The sequence below is a fragment of the Chryseobacterium soldanellicola genome (genome assembly GCF_900100115.1).
Lineage (GTDB): Bacteria > Bacteroidota > Bacteroidia > Flavobacteriales > Weeksellaceae > Chryseobacterium > Chryseobacterium soldanellicola.
Map to the genome: position 1 here is coordinate 372,923 of NZ_FNKL01000004.1, position 19,991 is coordinate 392,913.

The 19,991-nt window shown below is 36.2% G+C and carries 21 protein-coding genes; 8 read left to right on the forward strand and 13 right to left on the reverse strand.

Annotated features, from left to right (window positions below):
• Window positions 1–4: 4 nt before the first annotated feature.
• Together BLT04_RS15800 and BLT04_RS15805 are read right to left on the reverse strand one after the other, a co-directional pair.
• Window positions 5–826 carry a DUF4249 domain-containing protein gene (locus BLT04_RS15800; protein ID WP_089756758.1) on the reverse strand — a complete coding sequence of 274 codons (822 nt, stop codon included), beginning with the start codon at window positions 824–826 and terminating at the stop codon, window positions 5–7.
• A gap of 18 nt (window positions 827–844) precedes the next feature.
• Window positions 845–3,220, reverse strand: coding sequence for a TonB-dependent receptor (locus BLT04_RS15805; protein WP_089756760.1), 2,376 nt, complete (start codon window positions 3,218–3,220; stop codon window positions 845–847).
• Window positions 3,221–3,476: 256 nt separating this feature from the next.
• On the opposite strand from BLT04_RS15805, the gene BLT04_RS15810 reads away from it, so the two are divergent.
• Window positions 3,477–4,523 carry a sensor histidine kinase gene (locus tag BLT04_RS15810; RefSeq protein ID WP_089756762.1) on the forward strand — a complete coding sequence of 349 codons (1,047 nt, stop codon included), beginning with the start codon at window positions 3,477–3,479 and terminating at the stop codon, window positions 4,521–4,523.
• Window positions 4,524–4,587: 64 nt separating this feature from the next.
• Window positions 4,588–5,316 carry a LytR/AlgR family response regulator transcription factor gene (locus BLT04_RS15815; RefSeq protein WP_089756763.1) on the forward strand — a complete coding sequence of 243 codons (729 nt, stop codon included), beginning with the start codon at window positions 4,588–4,590 and terminating at the stop codon, window positions 5,314–5,316.
• Between the two features lie 516 nt (window positions 5,317–5,832).
• Here BLT04_RS15815 and BLT04_RS15820 read toward each other — a convergent pair.
• Complete coding sequence (locus BLT04_RS15820) at window positions 5,833–6,240, reverse strand: winged helix-turn-helix transcriptional regulator (RefSeq protein ID WP_089756765.1); 408 nt, start codon at window positions 6,238–6,240, stop codon at window positions 5,833–5,835.
• Between the two features lie 116 nt (window positions 6,241–6,356).
• On the opposite strand from BLT04_RS15820, the gene BLT04_RS15825 reads away from it, so the two are divergent.
• Window positions 6,357–7,112, forward strand: a complete 756-nt coding sequence (locus BLT04_RS15825) for an SDR family NAD(P)-dependent oxidoreductase (RefSeq protein WP_089756767.1) — start codon at window positions 6,357–6,359, stop codon at window positions 7,110–7,112.
• A 17-nt stretch (window positions 7,113–7,129) separates the two neighbouring features.
• A complete protein-coding gene (locus BLT04_RS15830) occupies window positions 7,130–7,900 on the forward strand; it encodes an SDR family oxidoreductase (RefSeq protein WP_089756768.1) in 771 nt (256 codons plus the stop codon).
• 209 nt (window positions 7,901–8,109) lie between these two features.
• Here BLT04_RS15830 and BLT04_RS15835 read toward each other — a convergent pair whose 3' ends face one another.
• From BLT04_RS15835 to BLT04_RS15860, 6 genes are all read right to left on the reverse strand, one after another.
• On the reverse strand, window positions 8,110–9,012 hold the full coding sequence (locus BLT04_RS15835) for a helix-turn-helix domain-containing protein (protein ID WP_089756769.1): 903 nt from the start codon (window positions 9,010–9,012) through the stop codon (window positions 8,110–8,112).
• A gap of 13 nt (window positions 9,013–9,025) precedes the next feature.
• Window positions 9,026–9,382, reverse strand: coding sequence for a hypothetical protein (locus BLT04_RS15840; RefSeq protein ID WP_089756771.1), 357 nt, complete (start codon window positions 9,380–9,382; stop codon window positions 9,026–9,028).
• Window positions 9,379–9,582 (reverse strand): hypothetical protein, encoded by a 204-nt coding sequence (locus BLT04_RS18800; protein ID WP_139166266.1) that lies wholly within the window; start codon window positions 9,580–9,582, stop codon window positions 9,379–9,381. The genes BLT04_RS15840 and BLT04_RS18800 overlap by 4 nt, the downstream gene beginning before the upstream one ends.
• A gap of 8 nt (window positions 9,583–9,590) precedes the next feature.
• Entirely contained in the window at window positions 9,591–10,037 is a 447-nt protein-coding gene (locus BLT04_RS15850; protein WP_089756774.1) for a DUF2147 domain-containing protein, read from the reverse strand.
• Window positions 10,038–10,080: 43 nt separating this feature from the next.
• Window positions 10,081–10,995 carry an SDR family oxidoreductase gene (locus BLT04_RS15855; RefSeq protein WP_089756775.1) on the reverse strand — a complete coding sequence of 305 codons (915 nt, stop codon included), beginning with the start codon at window positions 10,993–10,995 and terminating at the stop codon, window positions 10,081–10,083.
• A gap of 504 nt (window positions 10,996–11,499) precedes the next feature.
• Complete coding sequence (locus tag BLT04_RS15860) at window positions 11,500–11,970, reverse strand: energy transducer TonB (RefSeq protein WP_089756776.1); 471 nt, start codon at window positions 11,968–11,970, stop codon at window positions 11,500–11,502.
• 313 nt (window positions 11,971–12,283) lie between these two features.
• Here BLT04_RS15860 and BLT04_RS15865 point away from each other — a divergent pair, with 313 nt between their 5' ends.
• The 3 genes from BLT04_RS15865 (at window position 12,284) to BLT04_RS15875 (ending at window position 14,498) form a co-directional block, all read left to right on the forward strand.
• Complete coding sequence (locus BLT04_RS15865; RefSeq protein ID WP_089756777.1) at window positions 12,284–13,279, forward strand: SDR family NAD(P)-dependent oxidoreductase; 996 nt, start codon at window positions 12,284–12,286, stop codon at window positions 13,277–13,279.
• Window positions 13,280–13,290: 11 nt separating this feature from the next.
• Window positions 13,291–13,440 (forward strand): SDR family NAD(P)-dependent oxidoreductase, encoded by a 150-nt coding sequence (locus BLT04_RS15870; RefSeq protein ID WP_089756778.1) that lies wholly within the window; start codon window positions 13,291–13,293, stop codon window positions 13,438–13,440.
• A 239-nt stretch (window positions 13,441–13,679) separates the two neighbouring features.
• Entirely contained in the window at window positions 13,680–14,498 is an 819-nt protein-coding gene (locus BLT04_RS15875) for a helix-turn-helix domain-containing protein (RefSeq protein ID WP_089756779.1), read from the forward strand.
• A gap of 299 nt (window positions 14,499–14,797) precedes the next feature.
• Here the strand turns inward: BLT04_RS15875 and BLT04_RS15880 are convergent, their stop codons facing one another.
• The 4 genes from BLT04_RS15880 to BLT04_RS15895 all read right to left on the reverse strand — a co-directional run bounded on the left by BLT04_RS15880 (window position 14,798) and on the right by BLT04_RS15895 (window position 18,793).
• Window positions 14,798–15,631: a carboxylesterase family protein gene (locus BLT04_RS15880; RefSeq protein WP_089756780.1), complete on the reverse strand. Its 834-nt coding sequence runs from the start codon at window positions 15,629–15,631 to the stop codon at window positions 14,798–14,800.
• A gap of 142 nt (window positions 15,632–15,773) precedes the next feature.
• Window positions 15,774–17,075: a S41 family peptidase gene (locus BLT04_RS15885; protein ID WP_089756781.1), complete on the reverse strand. Its 1,302-nt coding sequence runs from the start codon at window positions 17,073–17,075 to the stop codon at window positions 15,774–15,776.
• 652 nt (window positions 17,076–17,727) lie between these two features.
• Complete coding sequence (locus BLT04_RS15890) at window positions 17,728–18,090, reverse strand: hypothetical protein (protein ID WP_089756782.1); 363 nt, start codon at window positions 18,088–18,090, stop codon at window positions 17,728–17,730.
• Window positions 18,091–18,196: 106 nt separating this feature from the next.
• Complete coding sequence (locus BLT04_RS15895) at window positions 18,197–18,793, reverse strand: Crp/Fnr family transcriptional regulator (protein WP_228421986.1); 597 nt, start codon at window positions 18,791–18,793, stop codon at window positions 18,197–18,199.
• Window positions 18,794–18,944: 151 nt separating this feature from the next.
• Between BLT04_RS15895 and BLT04_RS15900 the strand changes: the two genes are divergently transcribed.
• Window positions 18,945–19,928 carry a quinone oxidoreductase family protein gene (locus BLT04_RS15900; RefSeq protein WP_089756783.1) on the forward strand — a complete coding sequence of 328 codons (984 nt, stop codon included), beginning with the start codon at window positions 18,945–18,947 and terminating at the stop codon, window positions 19,926–19,928.
• Window positions 19,929–19,991: the final 63 nt, after the last annotated feature.

A 19,991-nucleotide genomic window follows, 5' to 3' on the forward strand; every position in this document is an offset into this window, starting at 1 on the left:
TAAGCTATTGAATCGTATAATCTTTTAGAGCCACTTCCGACAACCTGAAATATCCATAAGCAAAATTGTCGCTGTTAGTCTGATTGATGATATTACCCCGAACATCTGTTGGTGTTGTTGAAAAAGGATTTCCATCATTTCCTGAAGCATTCAGGAGTTTTCTGAAATATTCATAATACCTCTTGGATATTCCGTACAATTTTATGTTGACGATATCTCCGGGTTTCAAATCTTCGTGGGAAAAATAAACCGGTGTCAATCCTCCCTGCGTATCGTCATCATCTTCAACTTCATATTGTGGAAAAGCAACCTGAGGAATTTTATTGCTGTATAAATAATAATTGAGTTGAGAGCCGTCATCCTGATAATAATAAGTGATTTCGATTTCGTCACCTGCTATTCCGCCTTCGTTGTTTTGGTCGATATTGTCTTCGATTTTTACGACACTCATCATTTTTTCCGTTGCGGTGTAAGTTTCTCCGTTTAGAATAACTTTTAGGGTATAAGTCTCTCCAATCACAGGTTGAAAATTGTTGCATACATATTCTCCCGTTCCCGTATTTTCTACGAAATTAAAAACCGTGTTAGATGAGTTTGAAACGGTAACAGTGGCACCGGAAACTATTGGAAATTCTTCATTGTAATAGGCTGTGGTCATAGAAAGTTTGATTTTTTGCTCGTTCCCCGTGGTATTTTTTTGCCAATCTATAGAAGCATCTATTACCAATCTTGGTTCTGCTGTATCTAAGTCAACATCTATTACATCTTCACAAGAAATCAGAAGCAATCCCAATGCTATGATAAAATATTTTTTGAAAAAATTCATTTTTATATGTTTTTAGAATTAAAATTTAAAATTATAGGTCACACTCGGGATGATTCCGAAAATTGATATTCTGCTGGCTTCGCTCAAGCCGGTATCGGTATTTTGTCCGAATGTTAAAGAAGCTGCATTTTTTCTTGCATAGATGTTGTAGATGCTAAAAACCCATTCGCTTTTCCATTTTTTATTGCTGTCAGCTTTGGGAGTATAAGTTGCCGAAATATCTAAGTGATGATATGCAGGAAGCGAGTCTTCATTCCGTTTTCCATAATTGGCAACCGTAATTCCTTGATATTGGTATTTGCCGTTCGGGAAAGTTGCAGCTCTTCCGGTCTGATAAGTGAAAATTCCACCGAAACTCCATTTTTTCGTAAATTGATATGCTGCGGTCAGTGAGAGATTGTGGGTTTTGTCATAATTTGCTCTGTACCATTCCCCGTTGTTGATTCCCGGTTCTTCGGCAGTTCTTCCCGGTGTTCTTTGTTCTGCTTTCGAAAGTGTGTAAGAAAGCCATCCCGTAAGTTTTCCCGTATTTTTTCTTAATAGAATTTCTAATCCGTAAGAACGGGCTTCACCTGTAAGTAATACTCTTTCAATAGCATCATTTGCAATTAGGTCTGCGCCATCCACGTAATCCGTTTTGTTTTTGACTTTTTTATAAAAGACTTCAGTTTCCAAAGAATATTTTCCTGATTTAAAATTTTGAAAATAACCTAATGCGACTTGGTCCAGAATCTCAGGTTTCAGATATTGGTCAGTTGGAGACCAGATATCAAGTGGCGAAATGGAAGCGGTATTGGATATCAAATGAACATACTGGCTCATCCTGTTATAGCTAGCCTTTATAGATTGATCATTATTGAACGAATAAGCGACTGCTAAACGAGGTTCCAAATTATCAAATGAAATAATTTTTTTGTTTTTTCCATAGTCAACAGTTCCGATCGGCGTTCCTTCTTCGTAAATTTTTAATTCCGGATTGTAAACCACAGCCTGACCGTTTTGATAAATATTTCTTTTTTCATCTCCCAATCTTTGAAAATTACTGTATCTGAGGCCGTAATTAACGGAGAGTTTATCGGATAATTTCTGTTCTGCATTAATGTATAGTGCGCTTTCGAACGCATATTTCTTCGCTATTTGTCTTGAAATTACCGGAGAATATTCATCAAAAGGGTCAATTGTCCCAGGATTAAATTGATAATATATCGCATTGATACCATAGCTTAGATTGATCTTATCTGACAAATAATGTTTGAGATCGTATTTAAAATTATAATTCTTGATGTCAGAATTCCAGTTCAGCCCGGCGAATTTTATTTTCAAACCATAATCGTATTTACTATAAATTAAGGAAGCATTCGAGAATAGTTTATCAGAAAAGATATGATTCCATCTTACATTGAAAAGTGAGTTTCCATAATCATTCATCAGACTATTATTAAAGCTCATATCGTCTTTACCGAAATAGCCAGAGAGATACAAATTGTTTTTATCATTGATCTTGTAATTCAATTTGGCATTCAGGTCATAGAAATAAGCAGAATTGGGTTCATCTGCCAGTTTAAGGAAAAGGTGGGCATAGGAAGCTCTTCCTGCAATCACGAACGAGGCTTTTTCTTTCGCAATTGGACCTTCTACGAGCAATCTGCTCGATACAGCACCAATTCCTCCATTGGCGTGAAATTCTTTGTTATTTCCTTCTTTCTGATAAATATCTAAAACCGACGAAATCCTTCCTCCGAAATTAGAGGGAATCCCGCCTTTGTACAATTTTAGATCTTTGATAACATCCGAATTGAAAACCGAGAAAAACCCAAATAAATGGGATGTATTATAAACCACAGCTTCATCCAGAAGAACAAGATTCCCGTCCGCAGAACCACCCCTCACATTGAAGCCCGAACCGCCTTCCTGCGCATTGGATACACCGGGGAGCTGAAGAATGGATTTCAAAACGTCCACTTCTCCCATCACTGCAGGCATTTTTTTGATGGTTGCAATAGAAAGTTTATTCACGCTCATTTCCGGTGTGCGGATATTGGCTTTTGTTGTGTTTTTTGTCAGGACAACTTCGTCAATATTTTTGGTACGACTGTTTTCATTGAGAACGAAATTTCTTTTTGTGTTTTCGGTCAATGAGATTTTTTCTTCGAAAGTTTCAAATTCCGAATTGCTTATCACAATAGTATAATTACCATGTGGAAGGGTGATAGAATAAAAACCATAAGAGTTTGTAACCACCGTAATATTGGCTTCCGGAATAGAAATAATTGCGCCAATAAGGGTTTCGTTGTTGGATTTGTTGGCAATGGTGCCGCTGAGTGTTGCCTTCTCTTGTGCAATAGCAGTCATTGAAATCGCTACAAACAACGGGATGTAAAGTTTGTTCTTCATTATCGTTTTGGATTCATTTAAATTCTGAAGCAAAACTATCTTTGGACAAACCTCATTATCTTGTAATTATACGAAAGTGATTGATTTTTATATGAAAGTATATGTTTTAACGACTAAATTTTTTTGGCTTAAATGGTTTCTCATTTGAGAATGATGTTATTTGGGTTTTCGTATAATAAAGACCTACTCTTGTATAAAAAATCCGGTTATAATTGTTGTAAACTTTACATTTGTTATTATTAATTTTTTTGATGGAATGAACAAAAATTTACAGAATAAGTTTATCAATGAAAATCGGATCTTCCAATTTATCATTTCTCCGGACCATCGGATTTATAGACATCTATTGCTTATTGTTTTCAGTCTTGTGGTTTTATATTACAGTAATCCTGAATATTTTGAACCAGTAGAGACATACAATCGGCTGTTGATTTTTTTTCAGGTTTTTTTGCTTTCTTATATCAATATGTATGTTTGGGTTCCCAGGTATCTGTTCAAAAGCAAATATTCTATCTATGGATTGTTTGTGTTTTTGTATGTCATTTTTTGGGCATTTACACATCATTTGGCAGCATATTTTTTTAAACCCTATCTTTTGCCTTATCAGGATGACAAAATTAATTTCCTGTCATTGTCTTTTGTTGTGATCGTGCTCAGTATTGCTTCTGCATTTATAAAATTATTTCAGCAATGGATCACCGATGCACAACTTATCAATGAATTGGTAAAAGCTAATGCCCGTACCGAATTAGAACAATTAAAAAATCAAATCAATCCACATTTTCTATTCAATATGTTGAATAATGCTAACGTGTTGACTCAAAAAGACCCTATAAAAGCTTCTCAGGTTTTGTTTAAGTTAAGTGATCTGCTGCGCTACCAACTATATGACAGTACAAGAGAGAAAGTTTTGCTAACAGCGGATATTCATTTTGTAGAAGATTTTCTTAATTTAGAACAGATAAGACGTGACAATTTCAGTTTTCTTATCTCGAAAGAAGGTGCAATAAGTGGGGTGCAGATTCCACCTTTACTGTTTATTTCATTCGTAGAAAATGCAGTAAAACATAATAACGATTCTGTAAAATCATCTTACGTTCATGTTTTTTTTGAAGTAAAGAATGAAGCATTGATCTTTCGATGCATTAATTCAAAACCGCTACAAAAAACCATTTCTCAATCCGGAGGTCTAGGATTAGTGAATGTTAAACGAAGACTGGAATTATTATTTCCAGCCACCCATTCACTAACAATTGAGAATAATGAGCAAACCTTTTCCGTTTATTTATCGATTACATTTTAAGATCGCTATATACTAATTTATTGAGTAAAATTAAAAGTAATTATTATCTTATAAATTTAAAAAAATGAAATGTATTATTGTTGATGATGAGCCTCTTGCAAGAGAAGCAATACGTATGCTAATTGAGAAAACACCGAATTTGATTTTACTGGATACTTTTAATGGTGCAGAATCTGCGGGAATTTTTCTAAACAACAATCCGAACACTGTGGATTTAGTCTTTCTCGATATTCAGATGCCCGGAACCAACGGAATCGAATTTTCCAATCGTATCCCAAAAGAAACGCTTGTCGTTTTTACTACTGCATTTTCAGAATTTGCTGTTGATAGTTATGAAGTAGATGCGGTAGATTATCTTATTAAACCCATACGATCAGAACGTTTTCAAAAAGCGGTAGAAAAAGCCAAAATCTATTCTAAGCTTCTAAAACCTAAAAATGAAACCTCAAATATAGAGCCTGCTACAGATGATTATCTATTTGTGAAAGCAGAACGCAAAATGTTTAAACTTTATTTTAACGAAATTTTTTTTATTCAGGGTTTGAAAGATTATGTGATTTTACATACTGAAAATCAAAAAATAATTACTGCGATGAATATTAAAACAATTCAGGAACAATTACCAAAAAATATTTTTGCCAGAGTGAGCAAATCATATATTATAAACTCAAATAGTATAGATTCTTTAGATAACAATACTATTTACATTGGTGAAAACGAAATTCCAATAGGAAATATTTACAGAGACCTATTTTTTAATGAATTCATAACTAAAAAACTTTTGGGTAGATAATTTATTGGAAGCCATCAATTTATCAAAATACCTGACAAATTCGTAACGAACTTACAACTATTTTTGAGACAAAATTTATATACTCTTTACCAAACTGTGGAACTGTTTCAACCAAATCGTATTTAGCACCACCAGCAGGAATATTAATAGTACTTGCCAACAAAGCTCTTCCAAATGCCGGAGAAAAAGAATTTCCGTTTACTGTGATGACGTTTCCATCGTTAAGGGAATGCTAATAAACCACTAAGTATTGATTTATAATAAATTCACTAATTTTATATTATGAATTAATCATTGTGGAAAGATTATATGTGTGATAAAATTGTTTAACAAAAAACTCTATGATATGTGTTATGTATTAACATTTGAGGATTGGAGGCCTCACAATGAAAAAGTGAGAATGAAGTCATCAGTCTGGTTCATTCATGACTGTGATGATAAAAGGCTATCTCAATCGAGATGACCTTTTTCATGACCAATGATATTCAATAATTTAATTGAAAGGAAACGATTCTATTAGCTATTTTCAACTAAGGCATCCTTAGTTTTTACGTCAATGAAGATGTCTGCATTATTTGTTAAAATTTCTTGCCTGTGCTTTATTCCCCAGTCTTTCAGATTATTTATAATCGTTTGCAATGATTTACCGTGCTGCGTTAGTTCATATTGAACCGTTACGGGTTGAGTATTTAAAACCGTTCGCTTAATTAACTTATTAATTTCTAGCTCTTTCAATTCTTTGCTCAGCATCTTATTGGAGATCCCGATCACATCATTTAGTATGTCAGAAAATCTTCTCTTATTGTAATAACAAATCGATGAAATAATGGATATTTTCCATTTTCCCTGTAATGCGTCCATTGAATCCTGAACGGCCATCAGGTCTTTTTTATGCTCTTCTGTTCTGCTAGGTTTACAATTCATGAGGTTACTTTTATGTTACAACGTTACCCCGTCGTTACTGTTACTTTTCGTTACAAAGTTACTTAAATAAATTTAAATGTAATAATTTTGCTCACAAGTTTTAAAATAAACGAACAATGAGCAAATTAGAAAATAAAGTAGCTGTAATCACAGGTGCTTCAAAAGGAATAGGTGCTGCGATAGCAAAACATTTTGCCGCAGAGGGCGCAAAAGTCGTAGTTAATTATGCCTCTAGTAAAACAGATGCTGACAAAGTCGTGAAATTCATTAGCGATAATGGCGGTACTGCAATTGCGATACAAGGGGATGTTTCGGTAGAAACAGATGTCATCAGACTATTTGATGAGGCAAAAAATGCATTCGGTACATTGGACATTCTTGTAAACAATGCCGGGATTTATAATTATGAACCTATCGAGCAGGTATCTGCAGAAACATTTCACCAGCAATTCAACATCAATGTTCTAGGGTCTGTATTTGCGATCCAGTCTGCTTTGAAAACATTTGGTGAAAAAGGGGGGAACATCATCAATATCAGTTCTGGGGCCAGTCGATCTCCACTACCTACGGGATCTGTATATTCCGCGACGAAGACGGCACTAGACGCTTTTACAGTTGCTTTATCAAAGGAATTTTCCGGAAGAAACATTCGTATCAATTCTATTTTACCAGGAGTTGTAGAAACCGAGGGTTCTCACAGCGCGGGCTTCATCGGCAGTGAATTTGAAGCCAAATTGGTATCAACTACTCCGCTGGGACGTACTGGTCAGCCCGATGATATAGCAAAAGTTGCGGTATTTATAGCTTCTGATGACGCAGGATGGATTACGGGTGAGCAAATTGCTGTTTCAGGTGGAATTTATGGTTTATAAAAATTAATCTTTAGGAAATGAATAGACTAAAAAACAAGGTATCCGTTATAACAGGCGGTAACAGTGGTATTGGGTTTGGTATTGCGGAATCATTTAAAAATGAAGGAGCAGTGGGAACTATCACAGGAAGAAATGAGGAGAGTTTACAAATCTCTGCAGATGCTTTAGACAAAGCGTTTATCGCAATAAAAGGAGATGTTAATAATCTTAATGACTTAGAAAATATTTTTAAGAAAACGGTCGAAAAGTTTGGAAAAATTGATGTATTGGTAGTAAATGCAGGCGGAATTGTTGATGGCGTTTCTATGGGTACTGTTGACCAGGTTACAGAAGAGAGCTATGATAAATACATGGACTTAAATTTAAAAAGCTCGTATTTTACTGTACAGAAATCACTTCCATATCTTAACGACGGAGCTTCAATTATTTTAATTGGTTCAAGTGCGGCTCATCGTGCGGCTCCAGGAATGACAATTTATGCAGCGGCAAAAGCAGCGGTCATTTCATTAGCAAAGGGCTTATCTTCGGATTTACTCCCTCGAAAAATCAGAGTCAATGCTTTGTCGCCTGGTTCTATTGACACACCAGTTTTCGGGAAAATGGTGCCTGCAGAACATCTGGAACAGGTGAAACAGGTCTGGAGAGACATAACACCAATCGGAAGACAGGGATTGCCTTCAGAAATAGGAAATGCTGCTGTGTTTTTAGCGTCCGAGGAGTCATCATTTATCGTCGGAACAGAAATTCTTGCAGACGGAGGCCTTACCAATATCAGCTTGATGAAATAATTTCAAATTAATTATCTAAAATAGCATTGGCGCATTAATTTTAGAAGTCATCAATTAAAAGAGGCTGTCTCGAATAAGACGGCCTCTTTCTTTTCAAAATACTTCCTCGAGACAATATTTTTTAATAATTAATTTTTAATTAGCTTCTCGAATTTAGCTGAAATGCTGTCAAAGGTTACAGAATTCTATTACAACATCGTCTGTCTTTTTTAATTAAACGAAGCCCTAAACCCCAAAGGGCTTTGATTGGTTTTTTCTTTAAACAATTTGCTGAACGATTGCATATGCTCAAAGCCTAATTCATAAGCAATTTCACTTACCGTTAGATCGGTTGTTGACAATTTTTCCTTTGCTTTTTCAATCAGTTTTTCGTGAATGTGCTGTTGCGTATTCAGGCCTGTCAATGTTTTGAGTAAAGTGCGCAGATAGGTTGGCGAAACATTTAAGTGGTCTGAAATGTACTGAACAGTTGGCAATCCCTTTGAAACTAAATCGTCGCTGTTGAAATAATCTGAAAGTAATACTTCCAACCGGTCGAGGATTTGATGATTAGTTTTCTTACGGGTAATGAATTGTCGTTGGTAAAACCGGTCCGAATAATTCAACAAAGTCTCTAAATGTGAAATAATGATGTCCTGGCTAAAATGGTCAATGTTCGTTTGATATTCGTTTTTAATGTTTTCTACTATTCCGTTGATAATAGTTTCTTCCTTATCTGATAAAAACAAGGCTTCATTGGCAGTATATCCAAAAAAATCGTATTGTTTTATTTTTTTAGCCAAAGAGGTATTCCATATAAAATCGGGATGGATAAACAACATCCAACCGTCTATATTTTCCGGAATGTTGTCACTTTCTCCACGTAAAATTTGTCCGGGCGATAAAAATGCCATCACCCCCTCATCAAAATCGTATTGTTGTTGTCCGTAAAATAATTTATTGCAACCTCTTTTTAAAGTAATCACGTATAAATCAAATAGTACAGCAAAAATTCCCGTATCCTTTTTTTGTTTGGATAAATCAATGAGTTCAATCAATGGATGGTGCGGTTTAGGCAAGCCCATTAATTTGTGTAACTCTGAAATGGTTTTTATTCGGACTGGTTTTTCCATAATGCAAATTTGATTAATTTTTTAAAAACGGATATTTCAGCCAAATCAATACCAAAGGCATCATTAAAAAAGGTAATTCTATCAACACCATTTTAAAATTCCCAACTCTCATTGCCAATGCCATAATTATCAATATAGAAATAGCATTGAGCATATTGCCCAAGAAAAATGTTTTAGGGATAAGCAACAATACACCAATTAATAATGTAACCCCACCGAAAATGGGTATCATTGTTTCTGTAATGCCCAATTCGCCCATCATTTTTAGCGCTTCAGGATTTTTTTTGTAATTAAATGTATCCCAACCATGTTTGAAACTTAGTGCTACTGAAACCATCATTAAAGCTAACGAGACGATGTTCTTTATCATTTTAGAATGTAATTATTCATTATGAAACCTACTATCACTGCAATCGGAACTCCGATTACCGCACTTGTCAAAGCTCTTCGGGCTTTATTTGGAAATCGCTTTCTATGTTTTAAATATAAGAAAAAACCGATGGGTGGTACGGCATTGGATACTATAAACCAAAACCCCGACAGGCTGTCTTTGTTATGCTCGTTTTTCATTTTTACTTTTATTTAACTCGTTTAAATTTCATTGTTTTACCCAAGAGGGAAATTCCAACATATCCACGAAAATCCATCTCATCGCCATTTTTCAGCTTTGCCTTCACTCGGTAATTACTGCCTTCCGCAGGATTGTAAAGATTTCCTCCCGTGTATTCACCATCCTGATAAGTAAGGTCTGTGATGTTGGTAATGCCGTATCTTGACCTGCCGCGTAAGCTTTTATCAGGGTTTTTATCGTCTTTTTTTATGGTTTTACCATCTGCTTCGTACATATTGGAAGCATATAATAATTTTCCAAAATATTTTCCGTCTGATTTGTAAAATTCAAATTTTAGTTTGGGGTCAGAATCCACGCTTTCCCAAACGCCGATTATCTTATCAGCAGATAGTTTTTGTGCAAATGTTGTCACAGTTACCAACAGCATTACAACTGTAAAAAGTAAATTTTTCATTTCTATTTATTTCTGGATGTTATTATTATTTAGTCCTTAAGATTTAAAATTCAACATTTGTCAGTTTTTGTGATACCTCCCATAATTTTGCGGCAACATTTCTATCCTCTGCTTGTGCGGGGATTTTTGCGATAGATGGAAAACCACGTGTTTCACTCATTTTGTTTGGTCCGTAATATAATCCGCCTTTGGCTTCTGGGGAAGTGGCTGCAAATAAAGTGGGTAATGCTCCTTGTGATTGTGGTTGAAATAAAAACGGAAAAAATCTTCGCATTATTCCCGGAATACTCCATTTTCCGGCACCTGTTATCAATAGATTGGTTCGGGAAACACCAGGATGAGAAGCTATGCTGGTAATGCCCCAACCGTGCTTTTCACTTTGCCGCTGAAGCTCTAAAGCAAAAATCAGATTAGCGAGTTTTGACTGACTGTATGCTTTGGATGGGTTATAAGATGATATTGACTGAAGGTCATCAAAATTAATATTGCCAGAACGATTCGCTACACTCGAAACGGTGACAACACGAGCATAAGGTGACTTACATAGTAATGGAAGAAGTTGAGCGGTCAATGCAAAGTGGCTTAGGTGGTTTGTGCCGAACTGCAACTCAAAGCCATCGACAGTTTCGAGACGCTTTGGTGGTGTCATTACCCCGGCGTTATTAATTAATAAATCAATGGCTTGCCCTTTGGAATTCATTCTTTGAGCAAAGTCTTTAATGGAAGATAGGTTGGCGAGGTCTATTTTTTCAAAACTCAGTTTTGCCTTTGGGTTAATCCTGTGTATTTTAGCAATAGCATCGGCTCCTTTTTGAGCATTACGGCCCGTCATTATTACATTCCAACCTGCGGATGATAATGCTAAAGCATCTTCAAATCCAACGCCTTCTGTACTGCCTGTAATTACTGCTAAACCATCTTTTCTTTGGGGCATATCAACTGTTGTCCAATTTTTCATTTTTTACTATCTGTTTTTAATAGTACAAAGTTGCAACAGCTCTATAAAATAGATTTAGTCAAAACGACTTTTAATGTAGTTAAAAGTGAAATGATTTATCATATAGAAGGTTACTAACATAAGCCACTGACATCCAAATTCTTCCTTTGACTGCCTCATTATTATAACGCCTCTTTTCCAAAAGACATTTGTCCCGAAAGATCGCAATCGACTGGGGTAGGAATCATCGTGGAACTGTAGCCGGAAAATAAGTGAGCAGATTTCGCAGGCCGTCTATGGCAACTGCATCAGCTCGATCAAATTGCCCTCAGGATCTTTCACGTAGGCAAAACTTGTTCCCTTTCTGAGCAGCCGGTGCCGGAGCGGAAACGGAGATAGCACCAGAGGTTAGCATTGTTTGATAGGTTTTATTTAAATTTTTGACGGTTAAAGCCAGATTATCGATAGATATTCGCAGTTCCTAATCTTTAGGATAAATTGTGCAGGACTAAGCGTTGTTTTTTATTAATTGGTTGGCTTAAAACTTATCATCAGCGTATAATTGTAATCAATAGGTTTTCCATTTAATAACGCAGGATTCCATTTTGGCATTTCTTTAATTAATCTCTTCGCTTCTTCCTCACAGCCGTAACCTAATTGCCTAACAAATTTGTGAAAGCGCGGAGTACCATCTTTGTCGATCACAAGTTCTACAATTAAAACACCCTGCACCTCATTTTCAAGCGCCATTTTCGGATATTTTAAATTCTCGGAAATAAAAAGCTTTAATGCAGATTGCCCACCCTTAAAATTTGCTTTTACATCTGGGGAAGTAGGTGCAACTCCATTTGATGGTGCAGAAACAGTGATAAATGGTTCTGTATTTTCGGTTTTCGGTTTTGTGGCTCCAACTCTTTTTACTTTTTGAGCGAAAACCCCCATTGTGCTAATGCAAATAAGTGTAATGGTAAAGCTTAAAGACTTAATTGTATACATGTTTTTTGCTAAGATATTCAAAATAAAATAATTAATTAAATCAAATTTCTCCAGTACGACGAGTTTTGTCGTGGTGCCGGTCTACATTTGCATCAACTAGGTAGAGATCCTGATCATAATAAAATATTACCAATTCGGACATCAAGGATTTTCCGGATTCTAATAGTTTTGTTAAAAAACCTGAAATCTTGATTATGTTGTGGATGTCCCTATTAAGCTGGTCTTTTGAACAAAGTTGATTCGGTCTTTTGAACAAACCTCCCTCGCTGTTTCTATTCTACTTTTGTATCAACAACAATTAATAATTAAAAAAATGGTACAAAACAATTATCAGGGAGCCCTGCAGCAACCAATAGGTTCCGGCTTCAATGCAAAATCGACAAGTAAGGATGTGATCAGGGATATTGATCTTACCGGAAAAATCGTCGTCATTACCGGTGGTAATACAGGCATCGGTCTGGAAACGACCAAAACATTAGCCGGCGCTGGAGCCACAGTGATTGTTCCTGCCCGGGATACTGACAAAGCTAAGCGAAATCTGGAAGGCATTTCTAATGTAGAAATTGAATCTATGGATTTAATGGATCCGGTTTCCATAGATGCTTTTGCTGAAACCTTCATTGCATCAGGGCGGCCACTGCATATACTGATCAACAATGCCGGTATTATGTGGGTTCCGCTCCGCAAAGACAACAGGGGTATCGAATCGCAATTGGCTACCAATCATCTGGCCCATTTTCAGTTGACAGCAAAACTTTGGTCTGCCCTGGAAAAGGCCAGCGGCGCAAGGGTAGTTAGTGTTTCATCTCAAGGACATCATTTTGCACCATTCAATTTCGAAGATCCCAATTTCCTGCACCGTGAGTACGAAACTTTACAGGCTTATGGGCAATCCAAAACTGCCACTAATTTATTTGCAATGGAACTTGATGAGCGCGGCAAAGGCCAAAATATCCGTAGTTATTCCCTTCATCCCGGTTCTATCGGTGGTACCGAACTGGGAAGAGAAGCGTCTTTGGAATTATTTCAGAAAATGGGATTTTTGGATGAAAACGGCAATATGTTGCCCGAAGTAGCCGCTTCCCTCAAAAACATACCGCAGGGTGCTGCTACTACCATCTGGTGTGCCACAAGTCCGTTGCTTAATGATCTTGGAGGTGTCTACTGTGAAGATTGCGATGTGGCTGAACTGGCTTCGGATCAAAATATATCGCACGGGGTAAAAGCATATTCGGTAGATAAAGATAATGCTAAACGCTTATGGACATTGAGCGAAAAAATGACAGGTGTGAAATTCAATGATATATAAAAAATATTAAAATGGAAAATTTGGAGTATAGAGTTGCCGTCATTACGGGCGGCAACAGCGGCATTGGCTATGCTGCGGCGAAATTTCTAAGTGAAAAAGGTGCAAAAGTAATTATCACGGGTAGAAGAAAGAGGCAATTGAAAATGCAGCAAAAAATCTAAATAAGGGATATATTGGCAGATCGAATCATCTTACATTACGGGGGCAAACTTTTTAGTCGGCGGGCAGTCCATATAACTTTGAGGCAAACAACCGACAAATAGTAAAGCTGTTGGTTTAATGACAAATAGATTTATTCTATGAAAAATTTAATAATTTTAAGCATTATCTCCACTGTTTACCGTTTGCCGGTCAGCAGTTCGGACAACTATTTGATAAATTTTAATTAAAGAACTGGCAGATGGAATACCAAGCAAAATATATAACAGAGGATATCAAGCTTTCCTGTTATGAGGATAAGTTTTTTAAGTCGGATATTATGTTCGACCATCATATGCTCATCTGGTTTATCTCAGGTGAAACAAAAATTGTCCAGGCAGACGCGACCTACTTTTTCAGGAAAGGAGATATCTTTCTCATTCCGAGGAATCAACTGGCTACCATTATCAATTACCCGAGGGACGGGGAACCGCATAAGACGGTTGTGATGCACCTTACCACAGAAAAACTAAGAGAGTTCTATGCTAATCTGGATGTAAGACCAAAATTATCGGAGACACCAAAAATATTTGTGTTCAACAATCATCCTTTGCTGGAAAGCTGCCTTTCTTCGGTTATTCCTTATTTTGGAATGGAAGAGCTTCCCTCAGATATTGCATCCCTGAAAATAACAGAAGCAATCACAATTCTCCGGAATATAGACAAACAGATCGATAATGTTCTTGCAAATTTTGAAGAGCCCGGAAAAATTGATTTAGCTAATTATATGGAAAAGAACTTTATGTTCAATCTTCCTTTAGAAAAGTTCAGTTATTTGACAGGGCGAAGCCTTACTACTTTTAAGCGGGATTTCAGCAAAGTTTTTAACAGCACGCCTCAACGTTGGCTTACCCAAAAACGTCTGGAACTTGCGCACTATCAATTTGTGGAAAAAAAAAGAAAGCCGATCGATGTCTGTTATGAAACAGGTTTCGAAAATCTATCCCACTTTTCTTTTGCTTTCAAAAAACAATTTGGATACGCACCTACAGAGCTGTTGAACCAACTGAACCGTTCATAAGGTTATTTATTTCTCCGAGGCAACAATATAAGGCGAGAATTAATTCCAGAATCACTTGAAGTTTACCCATTAAAAAGATATGGCGCAGTTGAAAAATTGATGTTCACCGTTTCTACCAGACAAATCATTAATTTTGAAGCCGTTGCAGCGATTCTTAATTATTGAAGGTTTATAGTACATAAGATCTTAGGAATAAAATATTTTGGCGGAATCTATTACAACTTATTGTAAAGCATAATTATTTATCGAAAAGCTGACAATCAATAAATTATATATTAGAAGAAGATTCTGCATAACTATTATTTATCAGCTTCAAATAACCACTTGGGAATATCCTCAGTCAACAAAAAAGGAACCATAATATTGTTATGGTCTAAATTTTTATAGGAGGAAAATATTAACTTTTTATTGCCAGCCAATTTCCTGTAAAGTTCTTCGCTTACCATATAAGGATTGTCTATATCCTGTTTTCCATGAATAAGCCATATCTTTTTTCTCTTAAGCTTTTCAATATTTGAAAAATCAGCAACACCGGCGATTGAAATCAAGGCTGCAAATTTCTCAGGCCTCAAACTGAATAAATTCTGTGCAGTCGAAGCGCCCATTGAATAACCGATGAGAAAAATCCTACGCCTGTCAACAGGATAATTTTTTTCCGTCTCGTCAATCAGCTTAAGTATCTCATGAACGTCATTCGAGGGTAATGATTTTAATATGTCATCATCACCCTTCACATAATCCGATGACCTCTTGTTAAATTGTGGCGCTATCACGAAACAGTTGAAATTCCTGTAAATTTCATCCCTTATCCATATTCTTGCTAAAGGTTTTAACTGGTTTTGGTTGTCATTCCCAATTCGCGAAGAATTATGAAATGTGATCACCAAAGGATACTTTTTTCCAGGGATAACCTCTTTTGGAGACAGAAGCCTGTAGGGTATAGCGCTTTTAATGCCGGTATGCACTTTTCTTTTAAAATTATCGGTGTTAAGATCGTTCAGCAGTTTTTTGCTCTTGAGAATTTCAAGAGTGTCTATTATCCTGTTATTTTCCACGTAACGCTGAGCATTCGAATTAACTGAAACCGAAACGGCAAAGATGAATGCCAACCGTATTATTGTCTTTTTTTTCATTGCTAAAAGTATGTTATTATGGTGTTTGTAGGTTCACTCCGACATGGATGATAATATTGGATTGCTAAAATAAGCTATAGGAGCACGCCAATGACAAAAGACATGATATTTTCACAGCAAGTAAATAATTTTAGACGAATTATCATTTATTCTTATTAGTTTTTCTCACAGAGCCGTCTTCATAAAGTCTGTTTAAAGCAACGGCTTCGTTATTTTCTTCGATAAACTGAATTCTCAGATAAGGTATTTCGTCTACTATATAGGTGTCTTTTGACAAACCTATCAGATGATAAATAGAATTCTTGCCTTTCTGGTAGGTCAATTGCCCGTTTTCATTCCTTATTACAATATCACCATATAGGCCAACATATTTTGCAGCAAAAGCATTGTTCGGAAACGGTTTGCTTTTCGCTTTCAGATTATCAATATGCCATTTGTAAGTATTGGTTGTGTCTTTGCTGGTTTTTAATAAGTTTTCTAAAGAAGTGATGTATGCGGTATTAAAAGCTTCTTCAGATTTGGTTTCAATATCAGGAATTACGCCAACGCCTTCCCAATCTGTATCCTTAGTAGGATCGCCAATAGATCTGCCATAAGGGACAAATACCGTGAAACGGTTGGTAGCAGCCCGTTGCTCTGTAATATGTGCGCCACCGGCCGTTTTCTCGCCAATTATTATGGCCCGTTTCAGTACTTTTAACCGTTGGGTAATGGCTTCGGCCGCTGAAAAGGTAATATTGCTGGTCAAAATATAAACTGGAGTGTTTGGCATCCGTTTTCCCGGTACATGTGGCAAAGTCCATTCCTGAATGATTTTGTTATTTTCCCTTAAATGTAACTCGGCAAGTTGGACAGGCTCCCCGTCAAATAGGTAACTTGCAACTAATGTTCCCATGTTTGAACCGCCGCGATTTTCTCTAAAATCAATTATTAAAGCATCAGCATTAGATAAAAAATTCATCGCGGCAACGCCCGTCTCGCCGCCAAATTTGATGTCCATCATGCCATCCAGCTTTAAGTAGCCGATATTTCCCGGCAAGATTTTGATCTCCTTAAATCCAAAATTCTCTTTCTTCCAAATGGGCAAATCTCTATATAAAATATCAAGGCTATCCTGCTTTGAGTTTGCCTTTCTGGCTGCTGATACCCATTCGGGGTCGAAGAAAACCCGGATATGTTTATCGTGACTTACCGAAAATAAGTCTTGTGTAAGTTTTGATGCAAATTCAACCGGGTCTGTAAAGGAAGCATAAACTTTTTTCTTGAGATTACCAGTAATCAGCTTTCCCATATTTAATCCTATGTCTGGAAACACATAGGAATTGATCATTGTTTTACTCACGGCATTGACAACTTCAATTTTTTCTGTTTCAGAAATTGTTGTTTGAGCGTCTATTTCAAAGTGTGTGATTAAAAAAAAGATAAAAGAAACGAAGTATTTCATAATTAGTATCAATTTTATTTAGATAATTAATTGGATTTATTTAATATCAGTCCATTCAATTAAGCAATCTGCAATATATTTTAAACCAGATCTTTCAGACTTTTTTCTCGTTGTAAATTGATTTATTAGCAGTGCAGATACTAAAATTTTGATCAGGAAAGTAATCTGAAAATAGAATGATTGTTGACCTATTCCGGTCGAGTTTGTAGTAGACCATTATTTGTTTTTTAGCTATCACTATATTATTAGTTATTCAAAAATAATAACTAATACAGATTCTATCACTATTTTTATAGTTAAAATAGTGTTAAACAAATTTCCCAGAAGTGGAGAAGGTTTAGAGACAATTATTAAAGTTTAAATGCTAGAGTGGAAAATTAGGACAGTTTAAGCAGTAATTGAAATATATGTTATACAATAAGCCTTTTATACTGCTAATCTAGTGCATATAATCGCCTCAAATCTTGTAGAAAAAAGTTCGAATTTTGTCAGGAAAGGGCAAGGTTTTTAATAAAAAGAGAATTTGTATATTATTGATAATTAAATAATTACATTTTCTCTTTTCTATTTTGTCCAATTGTACTTAAATTCAGAAATATTATTTTTTAATCTATCTGAATATTAAAACAGATAAATTAGATCTGTGATAAGCCTAAACTGCCAGAAAAAGGTACAATGATTTTATTTTTCCTTCTTCAATGATTGCCACATCTGCACCTGCAGCTACAGATTGTTGACCGGAAATACCGAGTTGCCAACTGATGTGTTGAATATTGTGATTGGATTTGGGAGCTGTAGTAAGCTTAAATTCAAAATTGTCAGGCCAGTCTTGCTGTAATTTTTGAATAAGATTATCAATAGCCTCATAACCTATGAAAGGTTCGCTCTGGTCATTTTCAAAGAACTTGATGTCAGGAGCGTAGATTTTCTCCATTAATTTCAGCCTTTCACCTGAATTACGATTATTCCAAATTAATAATAAGCTGTCCTGTAAAAGAATTGATTGAGTTTCCATATTATTTAACTGTTTAATTATAATGTAAAATTATGAATTCCCATTTCTCCCGACGATGACCTTTATTAAGAATTTTTCTTGACATTTATCAAGAGGAATACAGAGATTACTTTTTCAACATATTTTTACGGATACGGCTCAATGTTTCAGGAGATATACCGAGATAGGAAGCGATCATATTTTGTGGAAAACGGTTCAGAAATTCCGGATAATTTTTTATCAGATTATCATAACGTTCCTCAGCACCCTCACTAATTGCAGAATGGATGCGTTTTTGGGTGGCTACAGCTCCTTTCCTGTCGATTTCTCTAATCATTAAATCGATGGCAGGTATAGAACCGGCGAGCTTCTGCATCTGGCCGTGTTCAATCATCAGTACTTCGGAATCTTCCAGCACTTCAATATTATATAGAGAAGGCGTATTGAAGTTATAACTTTCATAGTCTCCGAGCCACCAGTTTTCAATAGCAAACCTGATGATATGCTCCTGCCCTTTATCATTTACTGAATACATGCGGCCCGATCCCTTTACAATAAACGACATGTACCGGCATATATCCCCTTCCTGCAGGAGATACTGTTTCTTGCGTAAATGCTTTGCTTTAAAAGCAGATTCTAAAAGTTCTTTTTCCTGCGCATTTAAAATAAGGGCAGATTTAGACTCAACATAACTGAAAAAGGGTTCGAAAGAGATTATTGCCAATGGAAGATGTATTAAAATTTATACGTAAAATTACAAAAACTACCCTATAATTGATAAATATCAATTAAAATTTACTGCATTTATCAATGTGCAGATTTCAGACTTACCGCAACTTTGTCCTGTCAAAAAAGTTTAATCAAAAATTAAAAAAATGGTAAAAAATAATGAAAGCGGTATGATCCGCATGCACAAACAAGGGGCACCTTCTGTATTAGAATATGGTAAAGCTACGGTTGGTAAACCTTCGGCAAATCAGGTTGTACTTCGTCAGGAAGCGATCGCACTGAACTTTGTGGATGTAATGTTTCGTAATGGGAGTTTTCCAATTAATGAATTTCCTGCAACAATAGGTGTTGAAGCTGCTGGAATTATAGAGTCTGTCGGAGAAAATGTGACAGATTTTCAAGCTGGAGACAGAGTGGGGTATTTTTTCTCTTTGGGAGCTTATACAGAACGCAGACTGATCAATGACTCAGAACTGATCAAACTTCCAGAAGATGTATCTTTTGACCAGGCAGCAGCCATTATGGCTAAAGGTTTAACTGCCAGAATGCTTATCAAACAGGCATATCCGGTAAAGCGGGGAGATATAATATTGGTGCATGCAGCCGCAGGAGGAGTTGGCTCATTGGTAAGCAGATGGGCAAAAGCGTTGGGAGCCACAGTAATCGGAACCATCGGAACCAACAGTAAACGAGCACAAGCTATTGCTAATGGAATTGATCATATAATTGCACTTGATACTGAGGATCTGGTTGAATCTGTGAGAAGCTTTACAAATGGTACCGGGGTTGACGCTGTTTTTGACGGTGTTGGAAAAGCCACATTTAAGTCATCTCTTGAGGTGATTAAAAATAAAGGAACCTACATACTTTTTGGGTCTTCTTCAGGAACACCGGAGATTGATAACGAGACTTTGAGTGTAAAAAAAATTACGCTGGTGCGTCCTGCTCTTAGCAATTACCTTCCGGACAGGGCCAGTGTGGATGTTGCAACGGCAGATGTATTCGAAGCGCTGCGCAACGGTATATTGGGAGATATTAATCCTACAGTCTATCCTTTAGCGGATGCGGCAAAAGCTCATCAGGATCTTGAATCCGGGATTACCAAAGGATCAGTAATATTTCATGTATAATTAAAAATCAAAATAAAATGTCCAAATTGAAAAACGAAACACCATTTATTACCGGCTGAATCT

What these genes read in the sequence shown, in the direction of transcription:
- BLT04_RS15815 (WP_089756763.1), top strand. Translation starts at nt 4,588, where the DNA reads ATGAAATGTATTATTGTTGATGATGAGCCTCTTGCAAGAGAAGCAATA.
- BLT04_RS15865 (WP_089756777.1), top strand. Translation starts at nt 12,284, where the DNA reads ATGGTACAAAACAATTATCAGGGAGCCCTGCAGCAACCAATAGGTTCC.
- BLT04_RS15850 (WP_089756774.1), bottom strand. Translation starts at nt 10,037, where the DNA reads ATGAAAAATTTACTTTTTACAGTTGTAATGCTGTTGGTAACTGTGACA.
- BLT04_RS15870 (WP_089756778.1), top strand. Translation starts at nt 13,291, where the DNA reads ATGGAAAATTTGGAGTATAGAGTTGCCGTCATTACGGGCGGCAACAGC.
- BLT04_RS15860 (WP_089756776.1), bottom strand. Translation starts at nt 11,970, where the DNA reads ATGTATACAATTAAGTCTTTAAGCTTTACCATTACACTTATTTGCATT.
- BLT04_RS15855 (WP_089756775.1), bottom strand. Translation starts at nt 10,995, where the DNA reads ATGAAAAATTGGACAACAGTTGATATGCCCCAAAGAAAAGATGGTTTA.
- BLT04_RS15830 (WP_089756768.1), top strand. Translation starts at nt 7,130, where the DNA reads ATGAATAGACTAAAAAACAAGGTATCCGTTATAACAGGCGGTAACAGT.
- BLT04_RS15810 (WP_089756762.1), top strand. Translation starts at nt 3,477, where the DNA reads ATGAACAAAAATTTACAGAATAAGTTTATCAATGAAAATCGGATCTTC.
- BLT04_RS15800 (WP_089756758.1), bottom strand. Translation starts at nt 826, where the DNA reads ATGAATTTTTTCAAAAAATATTTTATCATAGCATTGGGATTGCTTCTG.
- BLT04_RS15880 (WP_089756780.1), bottom strand. Translation starts at nt 15,631, where the DNA reads ATGAAAAAAAAGACAATAATACGGTTGGCATTCATCTTTGCCGTTTCG.
- BLT04_RS18800 (WP_139166266.1), bottom strand. Translation starts at nt 9,582, where the DNA reads ATGAAAAACGAGCATAACAAAGACAGCCTGTCGGGGTTTTGGTTTATA.
- BLT04_RS15820 (WP_089756765.1), bottom strand. Translation starts at nt 6,240, where the DNA reads ATGAATTGTAAACCTAGCAGAACAGAAGAGCATAAAAAAGACCTGATG.
- BLT04_RS15890 (WP_089756782.1), bottom strand. Translation starts at nt 18,090, where the DNA reads ATGGAAACTCAATCAATTCTTTTACAGGACAGCTTATTATTAATTTGG.
- BLT04_RS15900 (WP_089756783.1), top strand. Translation starts at nt 18,945, where the DNA reads ATGGTAAAAAATAATGAAAGCGGTATGATCCGCATGCACAAACAAGGG.
- BLT04_RS15835 (WP_089756769.1), bottom strand. Translation starts at nt 9,012, where the DNA reads ATGGAAAAACCAGTCCGAATAAAAACCATTTCAGAGTTACACAAATTA.
- BLT04_RS15805 (WP_089756760.1), bottom strand. Translation starts at nt 3,220, where the DNA reads ATGAAGAACAAACTTTACATCCCGTTGTTTGTAGCGATTTCAATGACT.
- BLT04_RS15885 (WP_089756781.1), bottom strand. Translation starts at nt 17,075, where the DNA reads ATGAAATACTTCGTTTCTTTTATCTTTTTTTTAATCACACACTTTGAA.
- BLT04_RS15825 (WP_089756767.1), top strand. Translation starts at nt 6,357, where the DNA reads ATGAGCAAATTAGAAAATAAAGTAGCTGTAATCACAGGTGCTTCAAAA.
- BLT04_RS15840 (WP_089756771.1), bottom strand. Translation starts at nt 9,382, where the DNA reads ATGATAAAGAACATCGTCTCGTTAGCTTTAATGATGGTTTCAGTAGCA.
- BLT04_RS15875 (WP_089756779.1), top strand. Translation starts at nt 13,680, where the DNA reads ATGGAATACCAAGCAAAATATATAACAGAGGATATCAAGCTTTCCTGT.